Annotated in this window: 24 protein-coding genes; 16 read left to right on the forward strand and 8 right to left on the reverse strand. The window is 48.8% G+C overall.

Features of this window, described 5'->3' with window-relative positions; translation table 11 throughout:
- Window positions 1-69 precede the first annotated feature (69 nt).
- Window positions 70-948, reverse strand: a complete 879-nt coding sequence (nadK, locus tag J1C60_RS04875) for an NAD(+) kinase (RefSeq protein ID WP_128175893.1) — start codon at window positions 946-948, stop codon at window positions 70-72.
- A 122-nt stretch (window positions 949-1,070) separates the two neighbouring features.
- Here nadK and grpE point away from each other — a divergent pair, with 122 nt between their 5' ends.
- Window positions 1,071-1,649, forward strand: coding sequence for a nucleotide exchange factor GrpE (gene grpE / locus J1C60_RS04880; protein WP_128175897.1), 579 nt, complete (start codon window positions 1,071-1,073; stop codon window positions 1,647-1,649).
- Between the two features lie 93 nt (window positions 1,650-1,742).
- On the opposite strand, the gene ung is transcribed toward grpE, so the two are convergent.
- On the reverse strand, window positions 1,743-2,423 hold the full coding sequence (ung, locus tag J1C60_RS04885) for a uracil-DNA glycosylase (RefSeq protein ID WP_128175899.1): 681 nt from the start codon (window positions 2,421-2,423) through the stop codon (window positions 1,743-1,745).
- A 288-nt stretch (window positions 2,424-2,711) separates the two neighbouring features.
- Between ung and grcA the strand changes: the two genes are divergently transcribed.
- Entirely contained in the window at window positions 2,712-3,095 is a 384-nt protein-coding gene (grcA, locus tag J1C60_RS04890; protein WP_128175901.1) for an autonomous glycyl radical cofactor GrcA, read from the forward strand.
- A 246-nt stretch (window positions 3,096-3,341) separates the two neighbouring features.
- Here the strand turns inward: grcA and srmB are convergent, their stop codons facing one another.
- Window positions 3,342-4,667 carry an ATP-dependent RNA helicase SrmB gene (gene srmB, locus J1C60_RS04895; RefSeq protein WP_128175903.1) on the reverse strand — a complete coding sequence of 442 codons (1,326 nt, stop codon included), beginning with the start codon at window positions 4,665-4,667 and terminating at the stop codon, window positions 3,342-3,344.
- 132 nt (window positions 4,668-4,799) lie between these two features.
- Between srmB and trmN the strand changes: the two genes are divergently transcribed.
- Window positions 4,800-5,537, forward strand: a complete 738-nt coding sequence (trmN, locus tag J1C60_RS04900) for a tRNA(1)(Val) (adenine(37)-N(6))-methyltransferase TrmN (protein WP_128175905.1) — start codon at window positions 4,800-4,802, stop codon at window positions 5,535-5,537.
- Here trmN and nadB read toward each other — a convergent pair.
- Window positions 5,530-7,140 (reverse strand): L-aspartate oxidase, encoded by a 1,611-nt coding sequence (nadB, locus tag J1C60_RS04905; RefSeq protein ID WP_128175907.1) that lies wholly within the window; start codon window positions 7,138-7,140, stop codon window positions 5,530-5,532. The two genes, trmN and nadB, sit on opposite strands and share 8 nt — an antisense overlap.
- 463 nt (window positions 7,141-7,603) lie before the next feature.
- On the opposite strand from nadB, the gene rpoE reads away from it, so the two are divergent.
- From rpoE to rseC, 4 genes are read left to right on the forward strand one after another with little or no spacing between them, the layout of a single operon-like run.
- The gene (rpoE, locus tag J1C60_RS04910; RefSeq protein WP_128175909.1) at window positions 7,604-8,179 is read left to right on the forward strand and encodes an RNA polymerase sigma factor RpoE; all 576 of its coding nucleotides are present in this window, start codon (window positions 7,604-7,606) and stop codon (window positions 8,177-8,179) included.
- Between the two features lie 30 nt (window positions 8,180-8,209).
- Window positions 8,210-8,857, forward strand: coding sequence for an anti-sigma-E factor RseA (gene rseA / locus J1C60_RS04915; RefSeq protein ID WP_128175911.1), 648 nt, complete (start codon window positions 8,210-8,212; stop codon window positions 8,855-8,857).
- Window positions 8,857-9,807, forward strand: a complete 951-nt coding sequence (gene rseB / locus J1C60_RS04920; RefSeq protein WP_128175913.1) for a sigma-E factor regulatory protein RseB — start codon at window positions 8,857-8,859, stop codon at window positions 9,805-9,807. Before rseA ends, rseB begins: the two co-directional genes overlap by 1 nt.
- Window positions 9,807-10,271, forward strand: a complete 465-nt coding sequence (rseC, locus tag J1C60_RS04925) for a SoxR-reducing system protein RseC (RefSeq protein WP_128175914.1) — start codon at window positions 9,807-9,809, stop codon at window positions 10,269-10,271. The genes rseB and rseC overlap by 1 nt, the downstream gene beginning before the upstream one ends.
- 169 nt (window positions 10,272-10,440) lie before the next feature.
- On the opposite strand, the gene J1C60_RS18670 is transcribed toward rseC, so the two are convergent.
- Window positions 10,441-11,481, reverse strand: coding sequence for an acyltransferase (locus J1C60_RS18670; protein ID WP_128175916.1), 1,041 nt, complete (start codon window positions 11,479-11,481; stop codon window positions 10,441-10,443).
- A gap of 605 nt (window positions 11,482-12,086) precedes the next feature.
- Here J1C60_RS18670 and lepA point away from each other — a divergent pair.
- The 7 genes from lepA (at window position 12,087) to acpS (ending at window position 18,623) form a co-directional block, all read left to right on the forward strand.
- The gene (gene lepA / locus J1C60_RS04930) at window positions 12,087-13,886 is read left to right on the forward strand and encodes a translation elongation factor 4 (RefSeq protein WP_128175918.1); all 1,800 of its coding nucleotides are present in this window, start codon (window positions 12,087-12,089) and stop codon (window positions 13,884-13,886) included.
- A 12-nt stretch (window positions 13,887-13,898) separates the two neighbouring features.
- Window positions 13,899-14,870 (forward strand): signal peptidase I, encoded by a 972-nt coding sequence (gene lepB, locus J1C60_RS04935; protein ID WP_128175920.1) that lies wholly within the window; start codon window positions 13,899-13,901, stop codon window positions 14,868-14,870.
- 144 nt (window positions 14,871-15,014) lie between these two features.
- Window positions 15,015-15,695: a ribonuclease III gene (gene rnc, locus J1C60_RS04940; protein WP_128175922.1), complete on the forward strand. Its 681-nt coding sequence runs from the start codon at window positions 15,015-15,017 to the stop codon at window positions 15,693-15,695.
- Window positions 15,692-16,597: a GTPase Era gene (gene era / locus J1C60_RS04945; protein WP_128175923.1), complete on the forward strand. Its 906-nt coding sequence runs from the start codon at window positions 15,692-15,694 to the stop codon at window positions 16,595-16,597. The genes rnc and era overlap by 4 nt, the downstream gene beginning before the upstream one ends.
- A gap of 7 nt (window positions 16,598-16,604) precedes the next feature.
- Window positions 16,605-17,342, forward strand: coding sequence for a DNA repair protein RecO (gene recO, locus J1C60_RS04950; RefSeq protein WP_128175925.1), 738 nt, complete (start codon window positions 16,605-16,607; stop codon window positions 17,340-17,342).
- Between the two features lie 169 nt (window positions 17,343-17,511).
- The gene (gene pdxJ, locus J1C60_RS04955) at window positions 17,512-18,243 is read left to right on the forward strand and encodes a pyridoxine 5'-phosphate synthase (RefSeq protein ID WP_128175927.1); all 732 of its coding nucleotides are present in this window, start codon (window positions 17,512-17,514) and stop codon (window positions 18,241-18,243) included.
- Window positions 18,243-18,623: a holo-ACP synthase gene (acpS, locus tag J1C60_RS04960; protein ID WP_128175929.1), complete on the forward strand. Its 381-nt coding sequence runs from the start codon at window positions 18,243-18,245 to the stop codon at window positions 18,621-18,623. The genes pdxJ and acpS overlap by 1 nt, the downstream gene beginning before the upstream one ends.
- Before the next feature lie 153 nt (window positions 18,624-18,776).
- Here acpS and J1C60_RS04965 read toward each other — a convergent pair whose 3' ends face one another.
- Both J1C60_RS04965 and J1C60_RS04970 read right to left on the reverse strand, forming a co-directional pair.
- Window positions 18,777-19,034: a YfhL family 4Fe-4S dicluster ferredoxin gene (locus J1C60_RS04965; RefSeq protein WP_128175930.1), complete on the reverse strand. Its 258-nt coding sequence runs from the start codon at window positions 19,032-19,034 to the stop codon at window positions 18,777-18,779.
- 57 nt (window positions 19,035-19,091) lie between these two features.
- Complete coding sequence (locus J1C60_RS04970) at window positions 19,092-19,931, reverse strand: MurR/RpiR family transcriptional regulator (protein ID WP_128175932.1); 840 nt, start codon at window positions 19,929-19,931, stop codon at window positions 19,092-19,094.
- Between the two features lie 253 nt (window positions 19,932-20,184).
- On the opposite strand from J1C60_RS04970, the gene yfhb reads away from it, so the two are divergent.
- Both yfhb and tadA read left to right on the forward strand, forming a co-directional pair.
- Window positions 20,185-20,823 (forward strand): phosphatidylglycerophosphatase C, encoded by a 639-nt coding sequence (gene yfhb / locus J1C60_RS04975; RefSeq protein WP_128175934.1) that lies wholly within the window; start codon window positions 20,185-20,187, stop codon window positions 20,821-20,823.
- Window positions 20,824-20,909: 86 nt separating this feature from the next.
- Window positions 20,910-21,410 (forward strand): tRNA adenosine(34) deaminase TadA, encoded by a 501-nt coding sequence (tadA, locus tag J1C60_RS04980; protein ID WP_128175936.1) that lies wholly within the window; start codon window positions 20,910-20,912, stop codon window positions 21,408-21,410.
- 9 nt (window positions 21,411-21,419) lie between these two features.
- Here tadA and mltF read toward each other — a convergent pair whose 3' ends face one another.
- Complete coding sequence (gene mltF, locus J1C60_RS04985; protein ID WP_128175938.1) at window positions 21,420-22,877, reverse strand: membrane-bound lytic murein transglycosylase MltF; 1,458 nt, start codon at window positions 22,875-22,877, stop codon at window positions 21,420-21,422.
- Window positions 22,878-22,930: the final 53 nt, after the last annotated feature.

Genomic DNA, 22,930 nt, shown 5'->3' on the forward strand with positions numbered 1-22,930 from the left:
AAACACAGATATGGTTTTTCATACAGTATAAACTGGTTTTATATACAGTAAAGTAGCTGGCGCTGATTTTTAGAACAATTTTTTTGACCAACCAAGTTTTATGCTTAATGTATTGAAATAATTGTAATTTTTTGGGTGTATGAGATTGAGGTGGTAATCGCTACGTCGAATAAATACCTCTTCACCTTCCTGGATAGGCAGGGCGATTTGGCTATCACAGCTAATTTCTAAATCTCCGCGCATATGTGAAAACTTGAGGCGGATAGTGCTGCTGCTGTTAATCACTAAAGGCCGGGCTGAAAGCGTATGCGGAAACATTGGGACCAGGGCAATCGCGTCCAGAGAGGGCGTCAGTATCGGGCCGCCAGCAGAGAGTGAATATGCGGTGGAGCCCGTTGGCGTTGAGATAATTAAGCCATCGGAACGCTGTGAGAATGCGAAGTTTTCGTCGATATATACTTCAAACTCAATCATATGCGCAACCTTGCCAGGGTGTAGCACAACCTCATTTATTGCGGTGCCAATACGCGGCGAACGACCTTTTTTACACACGCAGGCCTCGAGCAGAAACCGGCTCTCAACCAAATATTGACCTTCCAGAACGTCCGCTAACTGCTGCTGTGCATTGTCAGGATCCAAATCGGTCAGAAAGCCCAAATTGCCGCGGTTGATGCCAATCACTTTAATATCATAACGTGCAAGCACTCGCGCTGCGCCAAGCATATTGCCGTCGCCTCCGACAACAATGGCCAGATCGGCTTTTTGGCCAATATCAGACAAGCTTCCGGTTTCAACATGCGCTAAATTCAGTTCGCGCGCGATCTGTTGTTCAATAATGACGTTATAGCCTTTTGCCGTCAGCCAGCGATAAAGCATTTCATGTGTAGTCAGCGCGGTTGGATGGCGTGGATGACCGACAATCCCAATGCAGTTGAAATGTTTGTTCATTATGCTGGTGTTCCTCTTAGGGTAAACTGCCCTGACAATGTGACTGGTTCCCTTGAAACCACGATTCTGATCCCCATAATAAGCGAAGCAGCGAAATGAATGTGTAAAACGCGGAGAAATTCATGAGTAGTAAAGAACAGAAAGCACCAAACGAGCAAGTCTCAGATGATATCGAGATGGACGTGCAACCCCAGGAAGCGGAGACAGCAAACGAGGTGGATCCGCGTGATGCGCGTATTGCTCAGTTAGAAGCGGAACTGGCTCAGTCCCAGGGCGGCGTGCGTGAAGCGCAGCTGCGCGCGCAGGCTGAAATCGAAAACATCCGTCGCCGCACAGAATTGGATGTAGAAAAAGCGCATAAATTTGCGCTGGAAAAGTTTGCTAACGAGTTACTGCCGGTAATTGATAGTCTGGAGCGTGCGCTGGAGCTGGCGGATAAATCGAATCCAGAATTGGCATCAATGATCGAAGGGATTGAGTTAACATTGAAATCACTACTGGATGCCGTGCGGAAATATGGCGTTGAGGTTGTGGGTGATATCCATGTGCCATTTAATCCTGAAGTGCACCAGGCCATGTCAATGATGGAATCTGAAGAGGTCGCCCCTAATCATGTGCTGATGGTGATGCAACGTGGTTATACGCTGAATGGCCGCCTGCTGCGTCCTGCAATGGTCGCGGTATCGAAAGCGAAGTCTTAATGTGGTGGCTATCAATCGGGATGAGGTTCTGTAAACCGAATGATTTCTGACACAATCTGATAAAAAAGCACCTAAGCGGTGCTTTTTTTATGGCTATTGCGGCAGTACGGGAGTCCAGTCGATGGGAACTTCGCCACGCTCGCTTAAATAAACGTTTGTTTTTGAAAAATGACCACAGCCCAGAAATCCTCTATGTGCTGAAAGTGGGGAAGGGTGCGGCGCTTGCAAAATATGATGACGCTGGCGGTCGATGATGCTGCCTTTTTTCTGGGCATGCGATCCCCACAGTAAAAAAACGACCCCTTCGCGATGTTCATTAATTGCCGCAATCACATTATCGGTAAAGGTTTCCCAGCCAAATCGCGAATGTGAATGGGCCTTGCCGCCTTCAACGGTGAGCACCGTATTCAGTAGCAGCACTCCTTGTTTTGCCCAGCTTTCAAGAAAACCATGCTCAGGACGTTCGAAGCCTGGCACGTCATTGATGAGTTCTTTATAGATGTTGACCAGCGAAGGCGGAACGGCAACGCCGGGTAAAACTGAAAATGCCAATCCATGAGCCTGATTTGGGCCATGATAAGGATCCTGTCCAAGAATGACCACTTTGATGGCACCCAGTTCGGTGAGCCGGAAAGCATTGAACACGTCCTTTTGCGGGGGATAAACGGTTTTACCGGCGGCTCTTTCGTTTGCTACTGCGGCTAATGTGTCGATGAAATAAGGTTTCTCTTTTTCCTGAGCCAGCACATCGTGCCAGGTGAGTGTATTGGTCACGGTCGTTTCCCTTACGCAAATGAGAGGAATAGCTTAACGTTTATCGTCGTCAGGCAAAACTTAAAAAAAAGTTGAATTGTTATAAAATAAATTAAAATCATGACGCGAGTAAAGTTGATATAAAACAAAAAGTTGCTTCAATAAGGCAATTGGTGAGGTAAAAATGATTGATTTGCATCAAAGTGGTGGGCTTGCGCTCTTGGTATATAGACTAAAACCATTGCTGTGGTCGAATAACCCGCTGCTGACCAAGCGTTGCGTCAGCGCTGACAAGCCTGGAGGCACAACATGATTACCGGAATTCAAATTACCAAAGCAAATGACAATGCCCTGCTGAACTCTTTCTGGCTGCTGGATGATGAGAAGGCAGAAGCACGCTGTGTATGTGCTAAAGCCCGCTACAGCGAGGACCAGGTGGTTGCGGTCAGTGAATTGGGTCAGATTGAATATCGTGAAGTTCCACTGGAAGTGAAACCTGAGGTGCGGATTGAAGGTGGCCAGCATCTGAACGTTAACGTTATGCGCCGTGAAACGCTCGAGGATGCGGTAAAACACCCGGAAAAATATCCGCAACTTACTATTCGCGTTTCCGGATACGCGGTTCGTTTTAACTCTTTGACACCAGAGCAGCAGCGGGATGTGATTACGCGTACTTTCACAGAAAGCTTGTAAACTGTAATACGATCAAAAAAGGGCCTTCAGGCCCTTTTTTGATCGAGTGCCGAAAAGTACACCACATCAATTTTAATACTTTATTAAAAATAATCAGAGAGATAACTCAGTCAATATTTCTCGCTGATAAAGAATATTGTAATAATTGCTGCTTCCGATAATTATTATCGATATAAGCGGAAAATTGTTGCTTATTAAGCAATAAAAAACCGCCATTATGTGGCGGTTTTTTGTCATTGCGTGCAATTATTCAGCACCGTCGTTTTTAGTCTCACTGCTGGGTTTACGGCGCTTACCAATATTTTTAGTATCACGATGGCGATTTTTAACCCGTGGTTTTGTCTCTTCGCTCTCTTTCTTCTCTTTACGCTTTGCCTGCACCTTTTTAGACGGTTTGCCTTTTAGTTTTTCACTTGGTGCGCGCGTGGTTGGACGTAACTCGTCAATGACACGTGCTTTTAATGGCTCATCGATGTAGCGGCTGACTCGGCCCAGCAGCAAATGGTCGTGCGCTTCAACCAGAGAAATCGCGGTTCCTTTCTTCCCTGCACGTCCGGTACGACCAATACGGTGCAGGTAGGTATCTGCGGTACGTGGCATATCGAAGTTAAATACATGGCTGACATCATCAATATCAATACCACGGGCGGCAATGTCAGTCGCGACCAGCACATGGATACGGCCGTCAACCATGCGTTTTATCGCTTCAGTACGCTTTGCCTGAACCATTTCCCCTTCAAGATAGCTGGTATTGATGCCAGCTTCGCGTAACCAACCGCATAATTCATGCACGCGCTCACGTTTACGGACGAAAACGATAGAGCGCGTGACCTCAGGTTGTTTCAGTAAATGGGTAAGCAATGCGGTTTTATGCTTAATATCGTCGGCGCGATAATACCATTGCAGGATCTTTTTACGTTCACGCCGTGCCGGATCGGCTTCAACCTCTGCAGGTTCATTCAGGATGCGCTCAGCGAAATCCTTGATTGCTTCACCTTCCAGCGTGGCGGAAAAGAGCATCGTTTGCTTACGCCAGCGAGTTTCGGCGGCAATCGTTTCAATGTCCTGGGCGAATCCCATGTCCAGCATGCGATCGGCCTCATCGAGGATCAGCGTTTCCACCGCGCGGCAGTCAAAATTTTCTTCTTTAATGTATTGCAGCAATCGGCCCGTAGTGGCAACGACCACGTCTTGATTCTCACTGAATACTTCAGCATGGTTCATATAGGCCACGCCGCCGGTGATAGTTGCGATATCAAGATGCGTGTGTTTAGCCAGTTCGCGAGCCTGATCGGCAACCTGCATGGCCAGCTCACGGGTTGGTGTGAGAACCAAAATACGCGGCGGCCCCGATTTTTTACGCGGAAAATCGATCAAATGCTGCAGCGCAGGCAGCAGGTAGGCAGCCGTTTTTCCTGTTCCGGTTGGCGCCGAACCCAATACGTCACGGCCCTCCAGCGCGGGCGGAATAGCAGCTGCCTGGATCGCGGTTGGGCGAGTGAAGCCTTTTTCCTGCAGAGCATCCAGCAGGCTTTCATCAAGTTCGAGTTCGGAAAAAGTGGTTACAGTCATGGTCTACCTCAGTTTGGGGCGCTGATTATAGACAGATTGAGCGCGATCTTCATCTGTTTGTATTCAGTTAGCGACTTTTCTCGCGTCACGGATTGTCTTATGCTAGCGCCGTTTCTCTTTCAGGTCAGGGTTATGTCTCAGCAGAAAGCCATTTTGCGCCCCAACGGTTTTACCTTTAAACAATTTTTTGTTGCCCACGATCGTTGTGCAATGAAAGTCGGTACTGATGGTGTATTACTCGGTGCCTGGGCCCCGGTTGCTAACGTCAAGCGAGTACTGGATATTGGCTGCGGCAGTGGTCTGATTGCGCTGATGCTGGCACAGCGTACGGATGAGCACGTACCGATTGATGGGGTAGAAATTGACGCCGATGCGCAGCAGCAGGCACAGGAAAACTGCGCGGCTTCTCCCTGGTCTGCGCGGCTTACGATTCACCTGCAGGATATCCGGCAGTGGGCCGAACAGTGCGAGGTACGTTATTCGTTAATCGTCAGCAACCCGCCCTATTTTTCTTCAGGTGTCGATTGCGCGTCTCCACAAAGGGCAACCGCGCGCTACACGGATTCTCTTAATCATCAGACGCTTTTACAGTGCGCAGAAGCGCTTATTGATGAAGAGGGATTTTTCTGCGTCATATTACCACAGCAGGCGGGTAACGCTCTGGCTGAAATAGCGGCGACGCGCGGCTGGTTTTTACGTTACCGCACGGATATCGCGGATAATGATAAGCGTCCGCCTAATCGGGTTATGCTGGCATTTTCCCCTGCGCCGGGCGAGTGTTTTCAGGACAGCCTGACTATTCGCGGTCCGGATCAGCGTTATTCTGAGGCGCACTGTAGCCTGACCCGAGATTTTTATCTGTTCAGATAACGTCGGGGGTAAGAATCGTAGGACGTGCGACAGGCAACTGATGAGGGTAGTCAAGGGTAAAATGCAGCCCGCGACTCTCTTTACGCGCCAGCGCACAGCGCACCATCAACTCAGCCACCTGCACCAGGTTACGCAATTCAAGTAAGTTGTTTGAGATGCGGAAATTGGCGTAATACTCGTCGATTTCTTGTTGTAACATCGTAATACGGCGTAGCGCACGTTCCAGGCGTTTGGTGGTTCGTACAATGCCAACATAGTCCCACATAAACAGTCTCAGCTCATGCCAGTTATGCTGAATGATCACGCGTTCGTCCGAATCATCTACTCGGCTTTCATCCCACGCCGGCAGATGATGAGCATGTTCGCGTGTGGGCAACTGTTGAAAAATATCCTCTGCTGCAGACCAGCCATATACCAGACATTCCAGCAGTGAGTTCGAGGCCATGCGATTTGCGCCATGCAATCCGGTATAGCTGACTTCTCCAATCGCGTAGAGCCCATCAAGATCGCTGCGGCCATATTTATCAACCATGACGCCACCGCAGGTGTAATGAGCCGCTGGAACAATAGGAATCGGTTGTTGGGTCAGATCGAATCCCAGTGTCATCAGTTTTTCATAAATTGTGGGAAAGTGCGCGCGTATGAAGTCAGCTGGCTGATGGCTGATATCCAGGTACATACAGTCCGCGCCCAGCCGTTTCATTTCGTGATCGATGGCCCGGGCGACAATATCGCGAGGTGCCAGTTCATCACGATGATCGAAGTCTGGCATAAAACGAGTGCCGTCGGGTCGTTTTAAATGAGCGCCTTCGCCACGTAAGGCTTCGGTAAGCAGAAAATTGCGTGCTTCAGGATGGAACAGGCAGGTAGGGTGGAACTGATTAAACTCGAGATTTGCGATGCGACAGCCCGCGCGCCATGCCATAGCAATTCCATCGCCAGAAGCAATATCCGGATTTGTGGTGTATTGATAAACTTTTGCTGCTCCCCCTGTTGCTAACACGACCGAACGAGCACTGCAGGTTTCTACTTTCTCGCGGTTACGATTCCAGATCCACGCACCCACAATGCGGCGTGGTCCGGGTAGGCCAATTTTATCAGAAACAATCAAATCAACGGCATTGCCACGTTCAATAATCTGAATATTGCGATGGCGGAGCGCCAGATCAATCAGCGTGGTTTCGACGGCTTTACCTGTGGCATCGGCACTGTGCAGGATACGTCGCTGGCTGTGACCGCCTTCTCGGGTAAGATGATAATGCTCTTCACCATTTGCCCGCCTCTCTTTATCGAATAATACGCCGTTGTCGATCAGCCACTGGACACACTGGCGCGCATTACTCGCGATAAACGAAACCGCCTCGCGGTCACACAGCCCGTCCCCGGCGATTAAGGTATCTTCGATATGGGATTCGACGCTGTCTGCTTCATCAAATACGGCGGCAATACCGCCCTGGGCATAAAGCGTCGAGCCTTCACTAGCCAGTCCCTTGCTCAGAACGGTGACGCGATATCGTTCAGCAAGGCGTAGCGCTAGCGAAAGACCTGCAGCGCCGCTGCCAATGATTAACACATCACAGCTATATTCAGTCGATGAAATCATGGTGTTTAATTTACTAAACAGGTTGTTTGCTGAGCATAGCACCCAATTTCGGCAGGAAAAAAGCCTTTTGTACGTAAAATGCGTGCCTGGAGTGCAGTATTGTTCTTGCAGTGTTTAGAAATCATCAATTTAGGCCGGTTTTACACTTGACTCTGTTTAATATTGCGAACTTTACTGAATAATCTATTTTTACAGATGAAAAAGCTGGCTTCATGCGGTACTCTGCGGGCGTCCGTCAGGTTTCGTGGAATGAATACGCGAAGAAAACAGTGGCAAGCACTTCATGATAAAGCAAAACAACCCGGTAAGAAGTGTAAAAGCAGCCTGACGGTACGACAAAAATGATGGCATAAATGAACTTCTCGTAAAATGGTCACTCAAATCGATGCTTGCTGATAAAAGCGGAATCGTGGCTGGATGTTCTATTACGCGTGGAGAGAGATTTGGGGAGACATTACCTCGGATGAGCGAGCAGTTAACGGATCAGGTTCTCGTTGAGCGAGTGCAGAAAGGAGATCAGAAGTCATTCAATTTACTGGTCATTCGTTACCAGCATAAAGTGGCGAGCCTGGTTTCGCGCTATGTTCCGTCAGGTGATGTGCCTGATGTTGTACAAGAATCGTTTATTAAAGCTTATCGTGCGCTGGAATCTTTCCGCGGCGACAGCGCCTTTTATACCTGGCTATACCGCATTGCGGTGAATACAGCTAAGAATTATCTTGTTGCTCAGGGGCGTCGTCCTCCTTCCAGTGATGTGGACGCGAACGATGCCGAAAATTTCGAAAGTGCGGGTGCGCTGAAAGAAATTTCGAACCCTGAGAACTTAATGTTGTCAGAAGAATTGAAGCAGATAGTTTTCCGCACCATTGAGTCGCTCCCTGAAGATTTACGTATGGCGATTACGTTGCGGGAGTTGGATGGCCTGAGCTATGAAGAGATAGCTGCCATTATGGATTGTCCAGTGGGTACCGTGCGTTCACGCATTTTTCGTGCGCGTGAGGCTATCGATAATAAAGTTCAACCGCTTATCCAACGTTAGGGATAGCGGACACAGGAAGGGTACTGAGGCATGCAGAAAGAAAAACTTTCCGCTTTAATGGATGGTGAAGCTTTGGACAACGAAGTTTTATCCGCATTGTCTAAAGACGCTGAACTGCAAAAGAGCTGGGAAAGCTACCATCTGATCCGTGACACCATTCGTGGTGACGTTGGCGAGGTTCTACATTTTGATATCTCAGCGCGCGTCGCTGCGGCGATTGAAAATGAGCCTGGCTACAAAGTTAGCACGCTGATCCCGGAAGCACAGCCTGAACCAAGCCGTTGGGAAAAGATGCCTTTCTGGCATAAGGTGCGCCCGTGGGCAGCACAAATTACTCAAGTTGGCGTTGCTGCCTGTGTTTCTCTGGCTGTCATTGTGGGGGTTCAACATTACAACCAACCACAGGATGGCGTTCAGCAATCTGATTCGCCGGTCTTCAACACGCTACCGATGATGGGTAAGGCCTCTCCGGTGAGTCTGGGAGTGCCGGATAGTTCGGATACGACCAATGTATCTCAGCAGCAGCAGGAACAGCGTCGACACGTCAACGCACTGCTACAGGATTATGAATTACAGCGTCGTTTACATGCGGAACAGCTTCAATTTGAACAGAGCGGACCACAGCAGGCTGCCGTTCAGGTTCCAGGAAATCAGTCTTTAGGAATTCAACAGCAGTAATGAAGCAACTCTGGTGCGCCGTTAGCCTTTTGGCTGGCACCCTGCTTTATTCATCTGTCGCCCCGGCACAAACCGCGTCCGGGGCGTTATTGCAGCAGATGGAGCAGGCAAGTCAGTCCCTCAATTATGAACTCGCTTATATTAATGTCTCCAGACTGGGGATTGAATCGCTGCGTTATCGTCATGCTGTCGTGGAAAACAAAATATTTGCACAACTGCTGCAAATGGATGGCCCACGGCGTGAGATTATTCAGCGCGGTGATGAAATTAGCTATTTTGAATCGGGGCTTGAGCCTTTTACCCTGACGGGATCGTACATTGTCGATTCCTTACCATCTGTGGTTTATGCCGATTTCACTAAACTCTCCGAACATTATGATTTTATCGCCGTTGGGCGTACGCGTGTTGCCGATCAACTTTGTGATGTGATCCGCATCGTTGCCCGCGATGGTACGCGATACAGCTATATCGTGTGGATGGACAGCGATACGAAATTGCCGCTACGTGTTGACCTGCTGGATCGCGATGGTGAAACGCTGGAACAGTATCGCGTTGTGAGCTTTGCAGTTGATGAGGGCGTTCGCAATATTATGAAAGGGTTGGAAAATGCCAATTTACCGCCGCCCCTTTCTACGCCTGCGGACGAAAAAGCCAGCTTTAACTGGCAACCTGCCTGGCTGCCCGGTGGTATGAAAGAAGTTTCTCAAAGTCGCCGCAATATTCCCTCTCTCAATAAGCCAGTTGAGTCGCGACTTTATACAGATGGGTTGTTTAGCATCTCGATTAACGTCAGCCAGGCTGACAGAAGCAGCGCTCCACAGTTATTGCGCACGGGACGTCGTACGGTACAAACTGAAGTACGCAATAATGCCGAGATTACGGTGGTCGGTGAGTTACCTCCTTCAACGACCAAACGCATTGCTGATAGCATTAATTTCGGGACAAAATAATGATGAGAGAATGGGCCACGGTCGTCTCGTGGCAAGACGGAGTGGCGACGCTGCACTCTGAGATTAAAACATCCTGCAGCAGTTGCTCGGCGCGTAAAGGCTGTGGCAGCCATATGCTTAATAAGTTGGGACCCAAAAACGCACATGTGATGCAAATTGCCAGTGAAAAACCTCTTCAGCCAGGTCAGCGTATTGAACTCGGTATTAAAGAGAGCAGTTTGCTTGGGTCGGCATTGCTGGTTTATATGACGCCACTTTTGGGGCTTTTTCTCTGCGCGGGTGTGTTCCAGATGCTGTTTCTTAGCGATTTAGCTGCAGCTGTGGGGGCTTTACTCGGCGGAACAGGCGGCTTTATTATTGCCAAAGGAATTTCCAGTCGTTTTGGTGAGCGCGAAGCTTTTCAACCTGTGATCCTCAGTATTTCGTTACCGCCTGATGTGCTGCGTGTTGAAAGCGAAACATAATTGTTTATAACGCCAGGGTAATCCAGTTTGTATGTGGAGTGATAACAAACTATGGTTGCTCTATCTCCGTTACAGAATCACAATATATTTATCCCGGCGGTCCATCTATGGACGGCTGGGATAACGCTACACATATAATGTGTTTCTATGGTTTAGCGATACTCTGCGTTTAACTCACATAACCTTTCTTGTCTAATTTTTTAATTATGATAGCGCATAATAAAGATGCCATTATGACTATTGCTAACTTTATGAAGAAATCAATTATTTCAAATTTCGTGATGCTTATATAACGTAATGCTTCGACAAAAATAGCATGGACACCATATACAGGAAGGGATAGCTTCGAAATATAAAGCAGGTACTTTTTCAGTTTAATGGAAATGTCCTGGTTGTTTTTCACTAAAATAAATAAAGATACTGCTGATAAAGAAACAAGAAAAGTATTGTAAAGCAGAAATGAACTGATGAGGTAACCTTTCTTTATTGACACAAAAACAGTGAATGCTGAAATTAAGATGGATGAAAATAAAAAGATAAAAACAAGTGTTTTCTTCTTTATGGCAGATGTATCTGCGGCCCCAATTGCCGCCCCCAACAAAGAATAAAGTATATAATATGCACCCTCTGAATTTATTATATAGTTAAGGTTTAAAGCATTTTTAATTGTGTTGCTTTGGTTATAAAGCGTGTAGGAAAATAAAAAGAAGCATAAAAATAGACCGCATGATAACCTGGTGATATTTACTTTCCTCTTTTTGAAACTGAAGAATATAAAAAAAGAATAGCAGCAGAATAAAGAGTAAAAAAACCAGAGGTGATATATCGCAGGTGCACGGTAAGCATTAAGCATTGTATTCACGATGCTTTTGTCTTTCGCTATGCTAATGTATATAGAGCACAGGAATGTATAGAATATTATACAGAAAATAAGTCTTATAAAGTGTTTTGGTTGTATGTCTTTTATTTTAATGAAAACGAAACCTGAAACCATGAAGAATAAAGGGACACAGCTGCGGGTTAATGAATTTATCCCGGAAAAAAATGTCCATTGTAAACTTTTGGGATTGTGCTCATAAAGATAGCCCGCGCTTACGTGAAGTATGATAACCATAATGCAGGCTATGCTTCGAATGAAATCCAGCCATTCCATTCTGTCTTTTTTTAAAGGTGCTGCTAATTCTTCGCCGTTTATAGTGTTAATATGCATCAAGGTCTGTTCTTTTTAAGAATCAATTTTGAAAATTGATTATAGGGTTAATGAAAGTCGATAATCCGAATGATTTTGTTTCTATAGTAAATGTAATTGGAAGTCAATTATATTGTTGCGGTGAGTATTCTACTATCTGAATAATGTGCCTATCATCTTATTTTCTTTTTTATAACAAAATTTTGTACTGATTATTTCATTTTTAGCGGGTGAATATTTTAAGTATGCGAGGTTTTTTTATCGAAGGTAACCCCATAATAATGACGGCGATTTATTCTTTTCTCGTATTCTTTGAATTCGTTGAATGTTTTTATGACTGCGTTTTCATATTTTCATTATGCCCTCGTGCAGTCACTTAATGTGCCATACCGGAAAATGTCGTGGTAATCGGATTTTGCCGGCAAAAAGCGACCGTGGCATTTTGTCTGAGCAATCTGAAGCAGTAACCTGAAGCTCAATGCTGTACATATGAGAGGATTCTTTCGTGTAGTCGGGTAACAGTGTAAGATGCGTGCACATAAACGATGGGTGCATGGTGCAAGGTGTAAACGTGCATGCCCGTCAGAAAGCCAATATTGATTTTAAATGCGAAAAAATTCATATAAATGAAGCACATAAGAAACTTTTCTATCATCGCACATATCGACCACGGTAAATCGACGCTCTCTGACCGTCTGATTCAGATCTGCGGTGGTTTAAGCGAACGCGAAATGGCTGCCCAGGTTCTGGATTCTATGGATTTGGAACGTGAACGCGGCATAACAATCAAAGCGCAAAGCGTAACGCTGGATTACAAGGCGCAGGACGGTGAAACTTACCAGCTCAATTTTATCGATACGCCAGGGCACGTAGACTTCTCTTATGAAGTCTCGCGTTCGTTGGCCGCTTGTGAAGGCGCATTGTTGGTGGTTGATGCAGGGCAGGGCGTGGAAGCACAAACGCTTGCTAACTGCTACACCGCAATGGAAATGGATCTGGAAGTGGTGCCGGTTCTGAATAAAATCGATCTGCCTGCTGCCGATCCTGAGCGCGCAGCTCAGGAGATTGAAGATATCGTTGGCATTGATGCTACCGACGCGGTGCGTTGTTCGGCGAAAACCGGTGTCGGTGTGCCTGAAGTGCTGGAGCGCCTGGTGCGGGATATTCCGGCGCCAGGCGGAGACCCAGAAGCGCCATTGCAGGCGTTGATCATCGACTCCTGGTTTGATAACTACCTTGGCGTAGTTTCGCTGGTGCGGATTAAAAACGGCACTATGCGTAAAGGCGACAAAATTAAAGTTATGAGTACCGGTCAGGTGTATAACGCCGATCGCTTAGGTATTTTCACGCCGAAGCGTGTGGATCGTGATGTCCTGAGCTGTGGCGAAGTTGGCTGGTTGGTTTGCGCGATTAAAGACATCCTTGGTGCGCCCGTAGGCGATACCCTGACGCTGTCGCGTAACCCCGCTGATAAAGCATTACCTGGCTTTAAAAAAGTGAAGCCGCAGGTATATGCGGGTCTTTTCCCAATCAGTTCTGATGATTATGAGGCTTTCCGTGACGCGCTGGGTAAACTCAGCCTCAATGATGCTTCCTTGTTCTATGAGCCAGAAAGTTCAACTGCGCTAGGCTTTGGCTTCCGCTGTGGTTTCCTCGGGTTACTGCATATGGAAATCATTCAGGAACGTCTGGAGCGTGAATACGATCTGGACCTGATTACCACGGCGCCAACGGTAGTTTACGAAGTGGAAACGACCAGTGGAGAAACGGTTTACGTTGATAGCCCCTCGAAGCTGCCGCCGCTCAATAATATCGCTGAACTGCGTGAGCCGATCGCCGAATGCCATATGTTACTGCCGCAAGAATATCTGGGGAACGTCATCACACTCTGTATCGAAAAGCGTGGCGTGCAGACCAATATGGTCTATCACGGCAACCAGGTTGCGCTGACGTATGAAATTCCAATGGCTGAGGTAGTGCTCGATTTCTTTGATCGCCTGAAATCTACCTCACGTGGTTATGCCTCACTGGACTACAATTTCAAACGTTTTCAGACTTCAGACATGGTACGTGTTGACGTATTGATCAACGCCGAGCGGGTTGATGCTCTGGCGCTGATTACTCACCGTGATAACTCGCAATATCGTGGGCGTGACTTGGTTGAAAAGATGAAAGAGCTGATCCCGCGTCAGCAGTTTGATATTGCCATCCAGGCGGCAATTGGCAACCATATTATTGCGCGTTCTACGGTGAAACAGCTGCGTAAAAACGTACTGGCGAAGTGTTACGGCGGCGACGTAAGTCGTAAGAAGAAACTGTTACAGAAACAGAAAGATGGTAAGAAACGTATGAAGCAGGTCGGTAACGTTGAACTGCCTCAGGAGGCGTTCCTCGCCATTCTGCATGTCGGTAAAGACAGCAAATAAGGAAACTTCGAAATGGCTAATATGTTCGCCCTAATTTTGGCGATAGCAACCCTGGTTACCGGCATTATCTGGTGTATCGATAAGTTTAAATGGGCGCCGGCACGGCGTGTGAAGCAAGCCGAAGTTCGCGCCCAGACTGGAAGCGCCGTTGACGATAAGACAATGGCAAAAATAGCGAAGCAGCCAGGTTGGGTGGAAACTGCAGCCTCCGTTTTCCCGGTATTACTGGTTGTGTTTGTGGTGCGTTCATTTATTTATGAGCCATTTCAGATTCCATCAGGCTCAATGATGCCAACGTTGTTAATTGGTGACTTTATCCTGGTCGAGAAATTCGCCTACGGGATTAAAGATCCGATTACTCAGAAAACGCTTATTTCCACCGGTCATCCCAAACGTGGTGATATCGCAGTTTTCAAATATCCACAGGATCCTCGTCTGGATTACATTAAACGTGTAGTGGGTTTGCCGGGGGACCGTGTGAGCTATGATCCGGAAAGCAAAACCGTTACGATTAGTCCAGGCTGTAATACGGCAGCGAGCTGTGATAAAGCACTGCCGGTAACCTATTCTGATGTAAAGGCCAGCGATTTTATCCAGACCTTTAGCGGCTTTGATGGTAACGAAACGGGTAATGGTTTTTATCAGGTCCCGACTGGCGAAAGCATGCGGGGCGGTCTGCGCCTGGCAACGCGTGATGAAACGCTGGGTAATACTCACAGTATCTTGCTGGTGACGCAGGCTCAAAGCCAGTCGAATATGTACTACAAGCAGCCGGGACAGCCGCAATCAACGTGGGTCGTACCGCAGGGCGAATATTTCATGATGGGCGACAATCGTGATAATAGTGCAGATAGCCGCTACTGGGGTTTTGTGCCGGAGAAGAATTTGGTCGGTAAGGCTACGGCAATCTGGATGAGCTTTGAAAAGCAAGAGGGCGAGTGGCCAACGGGCGTTCGTCTGAGTCGTATTGGCGGCATCCACTAAAACCCTCATACAGTGTGGGTTAGTTTGAATAAAATGGTTGGCTTCCTTCGGGAAGCCACTGCAAACGAAACTGTTTAGCGTTGGTTTTGAGTCAGCCCTGTTCCGTGTGCAGAATAATTGACGCATCCTTGATATTGGTAACGCATGAACCCCATCGTAATTAACAGGCTGCAGCAGAAGCTGGGCTATACTTTTACTCATCAGGAACTTTTGCAGCAGGCGCTAACCCACCGTAGTGCCAGCAGTAAGCATAACGAGCGGCTTGAGTTTCTGGGCGATTCCATTCTGAGTTATGTGATTGCTAATGCTCTTTATCACCGTTTTCCGCGTGTGGATGAAGGTGATATGAGTCGTATGCGTGCCACGCTGGTTCGCGGTAATACTCTGGCTGAAATGGCCCGTGAGTTTGATCTCGGTGAGTGTTTACGTCTGGGACCGGGTGAACTGAAAAGTGGCGGCTATCGGCGCGAATCTATCCTTGCTGATACCGTTGAAGCTCTGATTGGTGGTGTATTCCTCGACAGCGATATTCAGACCGTCGAGCAATTGATTCTCAACTGGTATCAGAAACGCCTGGATGAGATAAGCCCGGGTGATAAGCAGAAAGATCCAAAAACGCGTCTGCAGGAGTACCTGCAAGGTCGCCACCTTCCACTACCTTCTTATCTGGTAGTGCAAGTCCGTGGTGAGGCGCATGACCAGGAATTTACTATTCACTGTCAGGTGAGCGGTATGGCTGAACCGGTGGTGGGCACCGGTTCCAGCCGTCGTAAAGCTGAACAGGCAGCGGCCGAACAGGCGCTGATTAAGCTAGGACTCGAATGAGCGAACAACAGACCCATTGCGGCTTTATTGCTATTGTAGGCCGCCCAAACGTTGGAAAATCGACGCTGCTGAACCAGCTTCTGGGGCAGAAAATTTCCATTACCTCGCGTAAACCGCAAACTACGCGTCACCGTATTATGGGGATCCATACGGAAGGTTCACACCAGGCTATCTATGTGGATACGCCAGGGCTGCATATGGAAGAAAAGCGTGCGATTAACCGTTTAATGAATCGTGCCGCCAGCAGCTCCATTGGTGATGTGGAGTTGGTCATTTTTGTCGTCGAGGGTACGCGCTGGACTGCTGACGATGAGATGGTGCTCAATAAGCTAAAAGACGGCAAAGTTCCGGTATTGTTGGCGATTAATAAAGTCGATAATGTCACAGACAAAAGCATCCTGCTGCCGCACATCCAATTTCTTAGTCAGCAAATGGATTTTATGGATGTAGTGCCAATCTCTGCAGAAAATGGCAAAAATGTTGATACTATCGCCAGCATTGTGCATAAACGTTTGCCGGTAGCCGATCACCATTTCCCCGAAGATTATATTACCGATCGCTCGCAGCGTTTTATGGCCTCGGAAATGATTCGTGAAAAGCTGATGCGTTTTCTTGGCGCTGAACTGCCTTACTCGGTTACGGTGGAAATTGAACGTTTCGTCACTAATGAGCGTGGCGGCTACGATATCAATGGTCTGATCCTGGTTGAGCGTGAAGGGCAGAAAAAGATGGTGATTGGCAACAAAGGAGCCAAAATTAAAACCATCGGTATTGAAGCGCGTAAGGATATGGAAGAGATGTTTGAGGCTAAGGTGCATCTTGAACTCTGGGTTAAAGTAAAATCTGGCTGGGCAGATGACGAGCGTGCGCTACGTAGCCTTGGCTACGTTGACGATCTCTAAGGTCTGAATGGAAGGCTGGCAGCGCGCATTTGTCCTGCATGGGCGACCGTATAGCGAAACCAGCCTGCTACTGGATATTTTTAGTGAAAGTCACGGGCGCGTGCGGGTTCTGGCAAAAGGCGCTCGCTCAAAACGCTCGGCCCTGAAAGGTGCGCTTCAGCCGTTCACTCCGCTACTCCTGCGCTGGGGCGGACGGGGAGAAGTCAAAACGCTGCGCGGTGCCGAGCCTGTCTCACTGGCTTTACCGCTTAGCGGTATCGCATTGTATTGCGGTCTCTACGTTAACGAACTTCTATCGCGCGTTTTACAAAATGAAACTGCGTTCTCCGAGCTCTTCTTCGATTACCTTGAATGTCTGCAAACCCTTGCTGCGACGGAAGGTTCGCCTGAGCCTGCGCTGCGCCGTTTTGAGCTGGCGATGCTGGGGCATCTGGGATACGGCGTCGACTTTCTACACTGCGCTGGCAGCGGTGAGGATGTCAGCGATGAGATGACGTATAGCTATCGCGAGGAAAAAGGGTTTATTGCCAGCATAGTGATAAACAATCGCAGTTTTACCGGACGCCATCTCAAGGCGCTTTACGCGCGAGAATTCCCCGATATCGATACTTTGCGTGCAGCGAAGCGCTTTACCCGCATTGCTCTGAAACCATATCTGGGAGGAAGGCCGCTAAAAAGCCAGGAACTGTTTCGTCAGTTTGTGCCGAAAAAAGCGCCCTCCGTACCGCCGATCAAAGAAGAATAGCAACACATAATAACGGGAAAATAACCGAACGTTGTATACTCACCGGACACTGTGCGGGCGACATGACTTTGGCCAAAGATGCCGGGGTTACAGCGGCGCGCTAGTGCAGGGGTTTGAAAAATTTCGGATAGAAACTGCAATTAATTTTGGTAAAAGTCTGAGGATGGTTATGGCTGAGTTGCTGTTGGGCGTCAATATCGATCACATTGCTACCGTACGAAATGCACGGGGTACACATTATCCCGATCCGGTTCAGGCGGCATTTGTTTCCGAGCAGGCCGGCGCAGATGGAATCACCGTACATTTACGGGAAGATCGTCGCCATATCACCGATCGCGATGTGCGTATACTGCGGCAAACCATCCAGACCCGTATGAATCTTGAAATGGCCGTGACCGATGAGATGGTCGATATTGCCTGCGAAATTAAACCGCATTTCTGTTGCCTGGTCCCGGAAAAACGCCAGGAAGTCACGACCGAAGGCGGGCTGGATGTGGCCGGTCAGCAGGCAAAAGTGCGCGCAGCCGTTAAACGTCTGCATGAGGCTGGGATTCTGGTATCGCTGTTTATTGATGCTGACCACGCGCAAATCGATGCCGCCGCCGCCGCGGGTGCGCCCTATATTGAGATTCATACCGGTGCTTATGCCGAAGCCGAAGAGGGAGGCGCTCGCGATGCTGAGCTGGAGCGAATTCGCCGTGCGGCAACTTACGCCGCGAGTAAAGGTTTAAAGGTCAATGCCGGTCATGGGTTAACTTACCATAACGTTCAGCCGATTGCGGCATTGCCGGAAATGCATGAACTTAACATCGGCCATGCCATTATCGGCCGGGCGGTAATGAGCGGGCTGGCGGATGCGGTAAAAGAGATGAAATATCTGATGCGAGAAGCGCGCCGCTAATGGCCATTCTCGGGCTGGGAATGGATATTGTCGAAATTGAACGGATTGAAGGGGTGATCGCGCGTTCTGGCGATCGCCTGGCGCAGCGCGTGCTCAGTGATAATGAATGGGTACAGTACCAGGCACATCAGCAGCCGATTCGTTTTCTTGCCAAACGCTTTGCCGTAAAAGAGGCGGCGGCTAAAGCATTTGGTACCGGGATTCGAGGTGGTTTGGCTTTCAATCAGTTTGAAGTGTACAACGATGAGCTGGGAAAACCTGGCTTACGCTTTTTTCAGCATGCCGCAGAAGTGGCAGAAAAAATGGGTGTCAAATCGGTGCATGTGACGCTGGCAGATGAGCGGCATTATGCCTGCGCGACCGTTATTATTGAAAATTAATCTGCGTACCTGAAATTGTCCCGGCGTTGGCTGCGCTGACTTACCCGAATCACTTACGTGAGTAAGCTCATCGGGATGCGCTCACTTGCCGCCTTGCTACAATCCCGGTTACTCCAGCGTACCTGAAGTTCAGATGCCATTTATGTCACCGCGTCAACTGGCAAGATGGTGCAGCTCGACAAATTTCTCCCATAGCACATCTTCCGATTCACTGTGTTGCGGATCGATAATGATGGTATTCACGATTGGGCAGACTTGCTGGCAGGTGGGCGTATCATAATGACCCACGCATTCAGTACAACGGTTGGCATCAATTTGGTAAATTTCCGCTCCCATTGAAATCGCCTGATTGGGGCACTCCGGTTCGCACATATCACAGTTAATGCATTTTCGGGTGATCAGTAGCGCCATCGTTCTCTCAGTCAATAACAGGATAAATTGCGCGGATATTATACGCCAATATACTCATCAGACCAGCTTTTTCACCAGTGCCTCACTATGGCGAATATGGCTGGAAGCACGCTCGGGATCGTTCTGTATCAGCGCCATAAAGAGTAGATCGGTTAATGCGAGCTGAGCCGTTGTCGATGAAATAGCGGCGCTACGTGTGGTCCGCTCTTCGGCAACGGTATACAGGCAATGGGTAGCGCACTGCTGCAGCGTATTAGGTGTAAAACCGGTAAACGCCAATACGTTGGCCCCTACACGCTGTGCTTCTTGTGCCGCCAGATTGATCTCACGGCGCTCGCCACTGTATGAGATGGCAAGCAGTAAATCACCCGTTTTTAATGCCTGCACGCTGGCCAACAACGCATGCATATCCTGTTCGGCGACCGCACTAATACCAATCTTCATCAGTTTCCATGAAAAGTCTTTCGCGACCAGTCCCGACGCACCAATACCGACCAGCACAATACGGTGTGCCGATTTTAACAGCCTCAGCGTTTCACTTAGCTTGTCTTCGCTATTGATATCCAGCGTTGCACGAATTGCCGACTGCTTCTCAGCGAATAATTTTTCACCCACGATTTTGAGCGGGTCGCCGCTTAAAATATGATTGTGGACGGTAATCGATTCTTTATCCGATAGCGATTCGCTGAGTGCAAGCTTCAGGGAAGGGAAGCCTTTATATCCTAACTTTTGCGCGAACTTCACCACGCTTGACTGGCTAACGCCGGTTTCTTCGGCCAGCTTCTGTGAGCTGAGCCGACATGCGCGATCCGGTTGTGACAGCAGAAAGTCCGCCAGCCGGCGCTCATTCAAGGCCAGACGTGGATAGAGCTGGCGAATGCGCAACAATGAACTCATTCAGTTTCCCCTTACTTACATAGCTAATACTATCGTAACTGATACAGGCGATTAGAGCCTATGCTATCAGGCTATTTTATTTGCCCACTCAGCCCGGAGTTGTACTCAGGAGCCTCAGCTATTCCGCATATCCTGCGTTTTCCGCGCCCGGTATGCTTGCAATAATGACGTCTGATGAGGCAGGCTAATTGAATTATTCTCTACACTCTTACTGCATGTTAATGGCTGGATAAACCATCCTGAGGAGTTATGTTTGAGTAGTCTTTCACCAAGACGTGTGGTGTTCTTTGACCTGGACGGTACGTTACACCAACAGGATATGTTTGGGACTTTCATGCGTTACTTACTGTGGCGTCAGCCGCTAAATGTGCTGTTGGTGATCCCCGTGCTGCCCATCATTGGCTTGGGATTATTGATTAAAGGGCGTGCGGCACGCTGGCCGATGAGTTTGCTACTCTGGACTATCACCTTTGGACACAGTGAGGTGAGTTTGCTGCAGCGCGAAAAAGACTTCGCCGTCTGGTTCCGCCAGCGCGTCACGGCTTTTCCCGTTGTCGTGCAGCGCCTCAACGAATATTTGAGCAGTGCTGATGCAGATGTTTGGTTGATTACCGGATCGCCACAGCGACTGGTTGAGCAAGTCTATTATGACTCGGCATTTTTACCTCGGGTGAAATTAATCGCCAGCCAGATGACGCGTGCCTGGGGGGGACACATATTGTCGATGCGCTGTCTTGGACATGAAAAAGTAGCCCAACTTGAGGGCCAACTGGGCAGGCCGTTACGGCTCTACAGTGGTTACAGCGACAGCAAACAGGATAATCCGCTACTCTTTTTCTGTCAGCATCGCTGGCGCGTCACCTCTGGCGGAGAGCTCCAGCAGCTTGAATAAACGCATCGGGATGCAGACACGCGACGTGGTGCAACTGGGCTTATTTAACGTGTATACTTCTGCGCTTTTCCACACGGGACAGGCCGATGACCGATTACAATGATGAACTCTGGATGCGTCATGCGCTCACGCTGGCTCGGCGTGCCTGGGATGAAGGTGAAGTACCCGTCGGTGCGGTGCTTGTTCAGGATAATCGTGTTATCGGAGAAGGATGGAACCGTCCTATTGGCCATCACGACCCGACTGCGCATGCCGAGATGATGGCGTTACGCCAGGGCGGGAAAGTGCTGGAGAATTATCGTCTACTTGACACCACGCTTTATGTCACGCTCGAGCCTTGTGTCATGTGCGCAGGTGCTATTGTGCACAGTCGCATCGGGCGGCTGGTTTTTGGTGCTCGTGACGGAAAAACCGGCGCCGCGGGATCGTTAATTGATATCCTGGGCCATCCCGGTATGAATCATCAGGTGATAGTTTCTGAGGGAATACTGGCTGAAACCTGTGCCGGAATGCTGAGTGATTTTTTCCGCCAGCGCCGGGAAGAGAAAAAGGCGCTGCGGAAAACGAGAGAGACTCCAGACCGGTAATCGTGTCGATCAGTTCAAGGCTATCGGCGGCGTGACTGCCGGATAACCTTTCCCCAACTCCGCTTCTAATGCTGCCTGCTGGGCAAGCTTCCTTTCCTGATCTTGCAAGTAGCCCACAAGGCTAAGTTGATATTTACGGATATTTTCCACGTAAGCATACGCCTCATGCCCGCGTGCGAAGCCGTAGGATGTTTGGTCGTAGTAGCGTTTCTGACTCAGCATTGGCAGACGCGTTTTGACTTCCGCCCAGCTATCCGGATTACCCTTCTGCTTTTCGGTAAGTTTGCGCGCATCAAGCATATGCGCATACCCCATATTATAAGCGGCAAGTGCAAACCAGATACGTTCATCTTCCGGGATACTTTGCGGTACTTGTTCCATCATCCGCGAGAGATATTCGCTGCCACCCCGGATACTTTGCTCCGGATCAAGGCGATCTTTCACATTCAGGCTTTCCGCAGTATTACGTGTCAGCATCATTAATCCGCGAACACCCGTAGGGGAGGTCGCCTGCGGGTTCCAGTGTGACTCCTGGTAAGAGATGGCCGCCAGCAAACGCCAGTCAATATCGTTGGCATACTTCTGAAACAGCGGCTGAATGGTTGGCAAAGTCTCGTCTACGGAACGCAGAAAGGTGCTGGTATCAACATAATCAAAAGCGCCCACATGGCCGAGATATTTCTCTTCCAGCCTCGCCATACTGCCTTCTTCACTCATCTGACTAATAAAATCAAGCAGTGCTGCGTGCAGGCTGTCATCGTCGTTGCGCTGCATATACCAGGTTACCGGCTCTTCGTCGGTAATATCGAACGCTACCGCCAACTGCGGATGGATGCGTTGCATTAGCCCGATCGTTACTGAGTCGCCAATGGTATAGGCGATATTACCGTCAGCAACGGCTTCCAGTAAGGCTTTCGGTCCCTGATCGGTAGAAATAGCCCAATCAAGGTCGGGATACTGGTTCTGCTTCACGTTACGTAATGAAGAGAGAAAGGCGGAGCCCGATGCGACGGTTAATCGCCCCTTCAGATCGCCCAGCGTTTGCGGACGCGACTTGCCGAGGCGGTAAACCAGCTGTTGAGAGACGGAGTAATAAACCGGCCCGGTACGAAAACGTGCCAGCCGTTCGCTGTTATAGATGAGGCCAGCCGCCAGAATATCAGCATTGTCATCGTCTAAATCACTAAACAGATCGCTCAGATTTTGGCGTACGGTAACCTCGAGCTTAACGCCCAGGTAATCAGCAAAGCGTTTTGCCAGCTCGTAATCCATACCGGCCGGTGCTTCATTAACGGTGTAGTAAGTTAGCGGAGAATTTATTGTGCTGATGCGCAGCACTCCCCGCGATTTTATTTGCGCGATGCGATCGTCAGATCCACCATACCAGGGGATCGCTGGCCACAGTGCCAGTGCCAGTAACGCTGTGATCATTCCAATCAGCAAATAATTAATTTTCAGGCGTTTCAAATAGTTATTTCTCTGTGGCTCGCAGGCCTCTGTCTCTTACGGCAGTATTAGAT

It is taken from the genome of [Pantoea] beijingensis (assembly GCF_022647505.1).
In the GTDB taxonomy this organism is placed as follows: Bacteria; Pseudomonadota; Gammaproteobacteria; order Enterobacterales; family Enterobacteriaceae; genus Erwinia; species Erwinia beijingensis.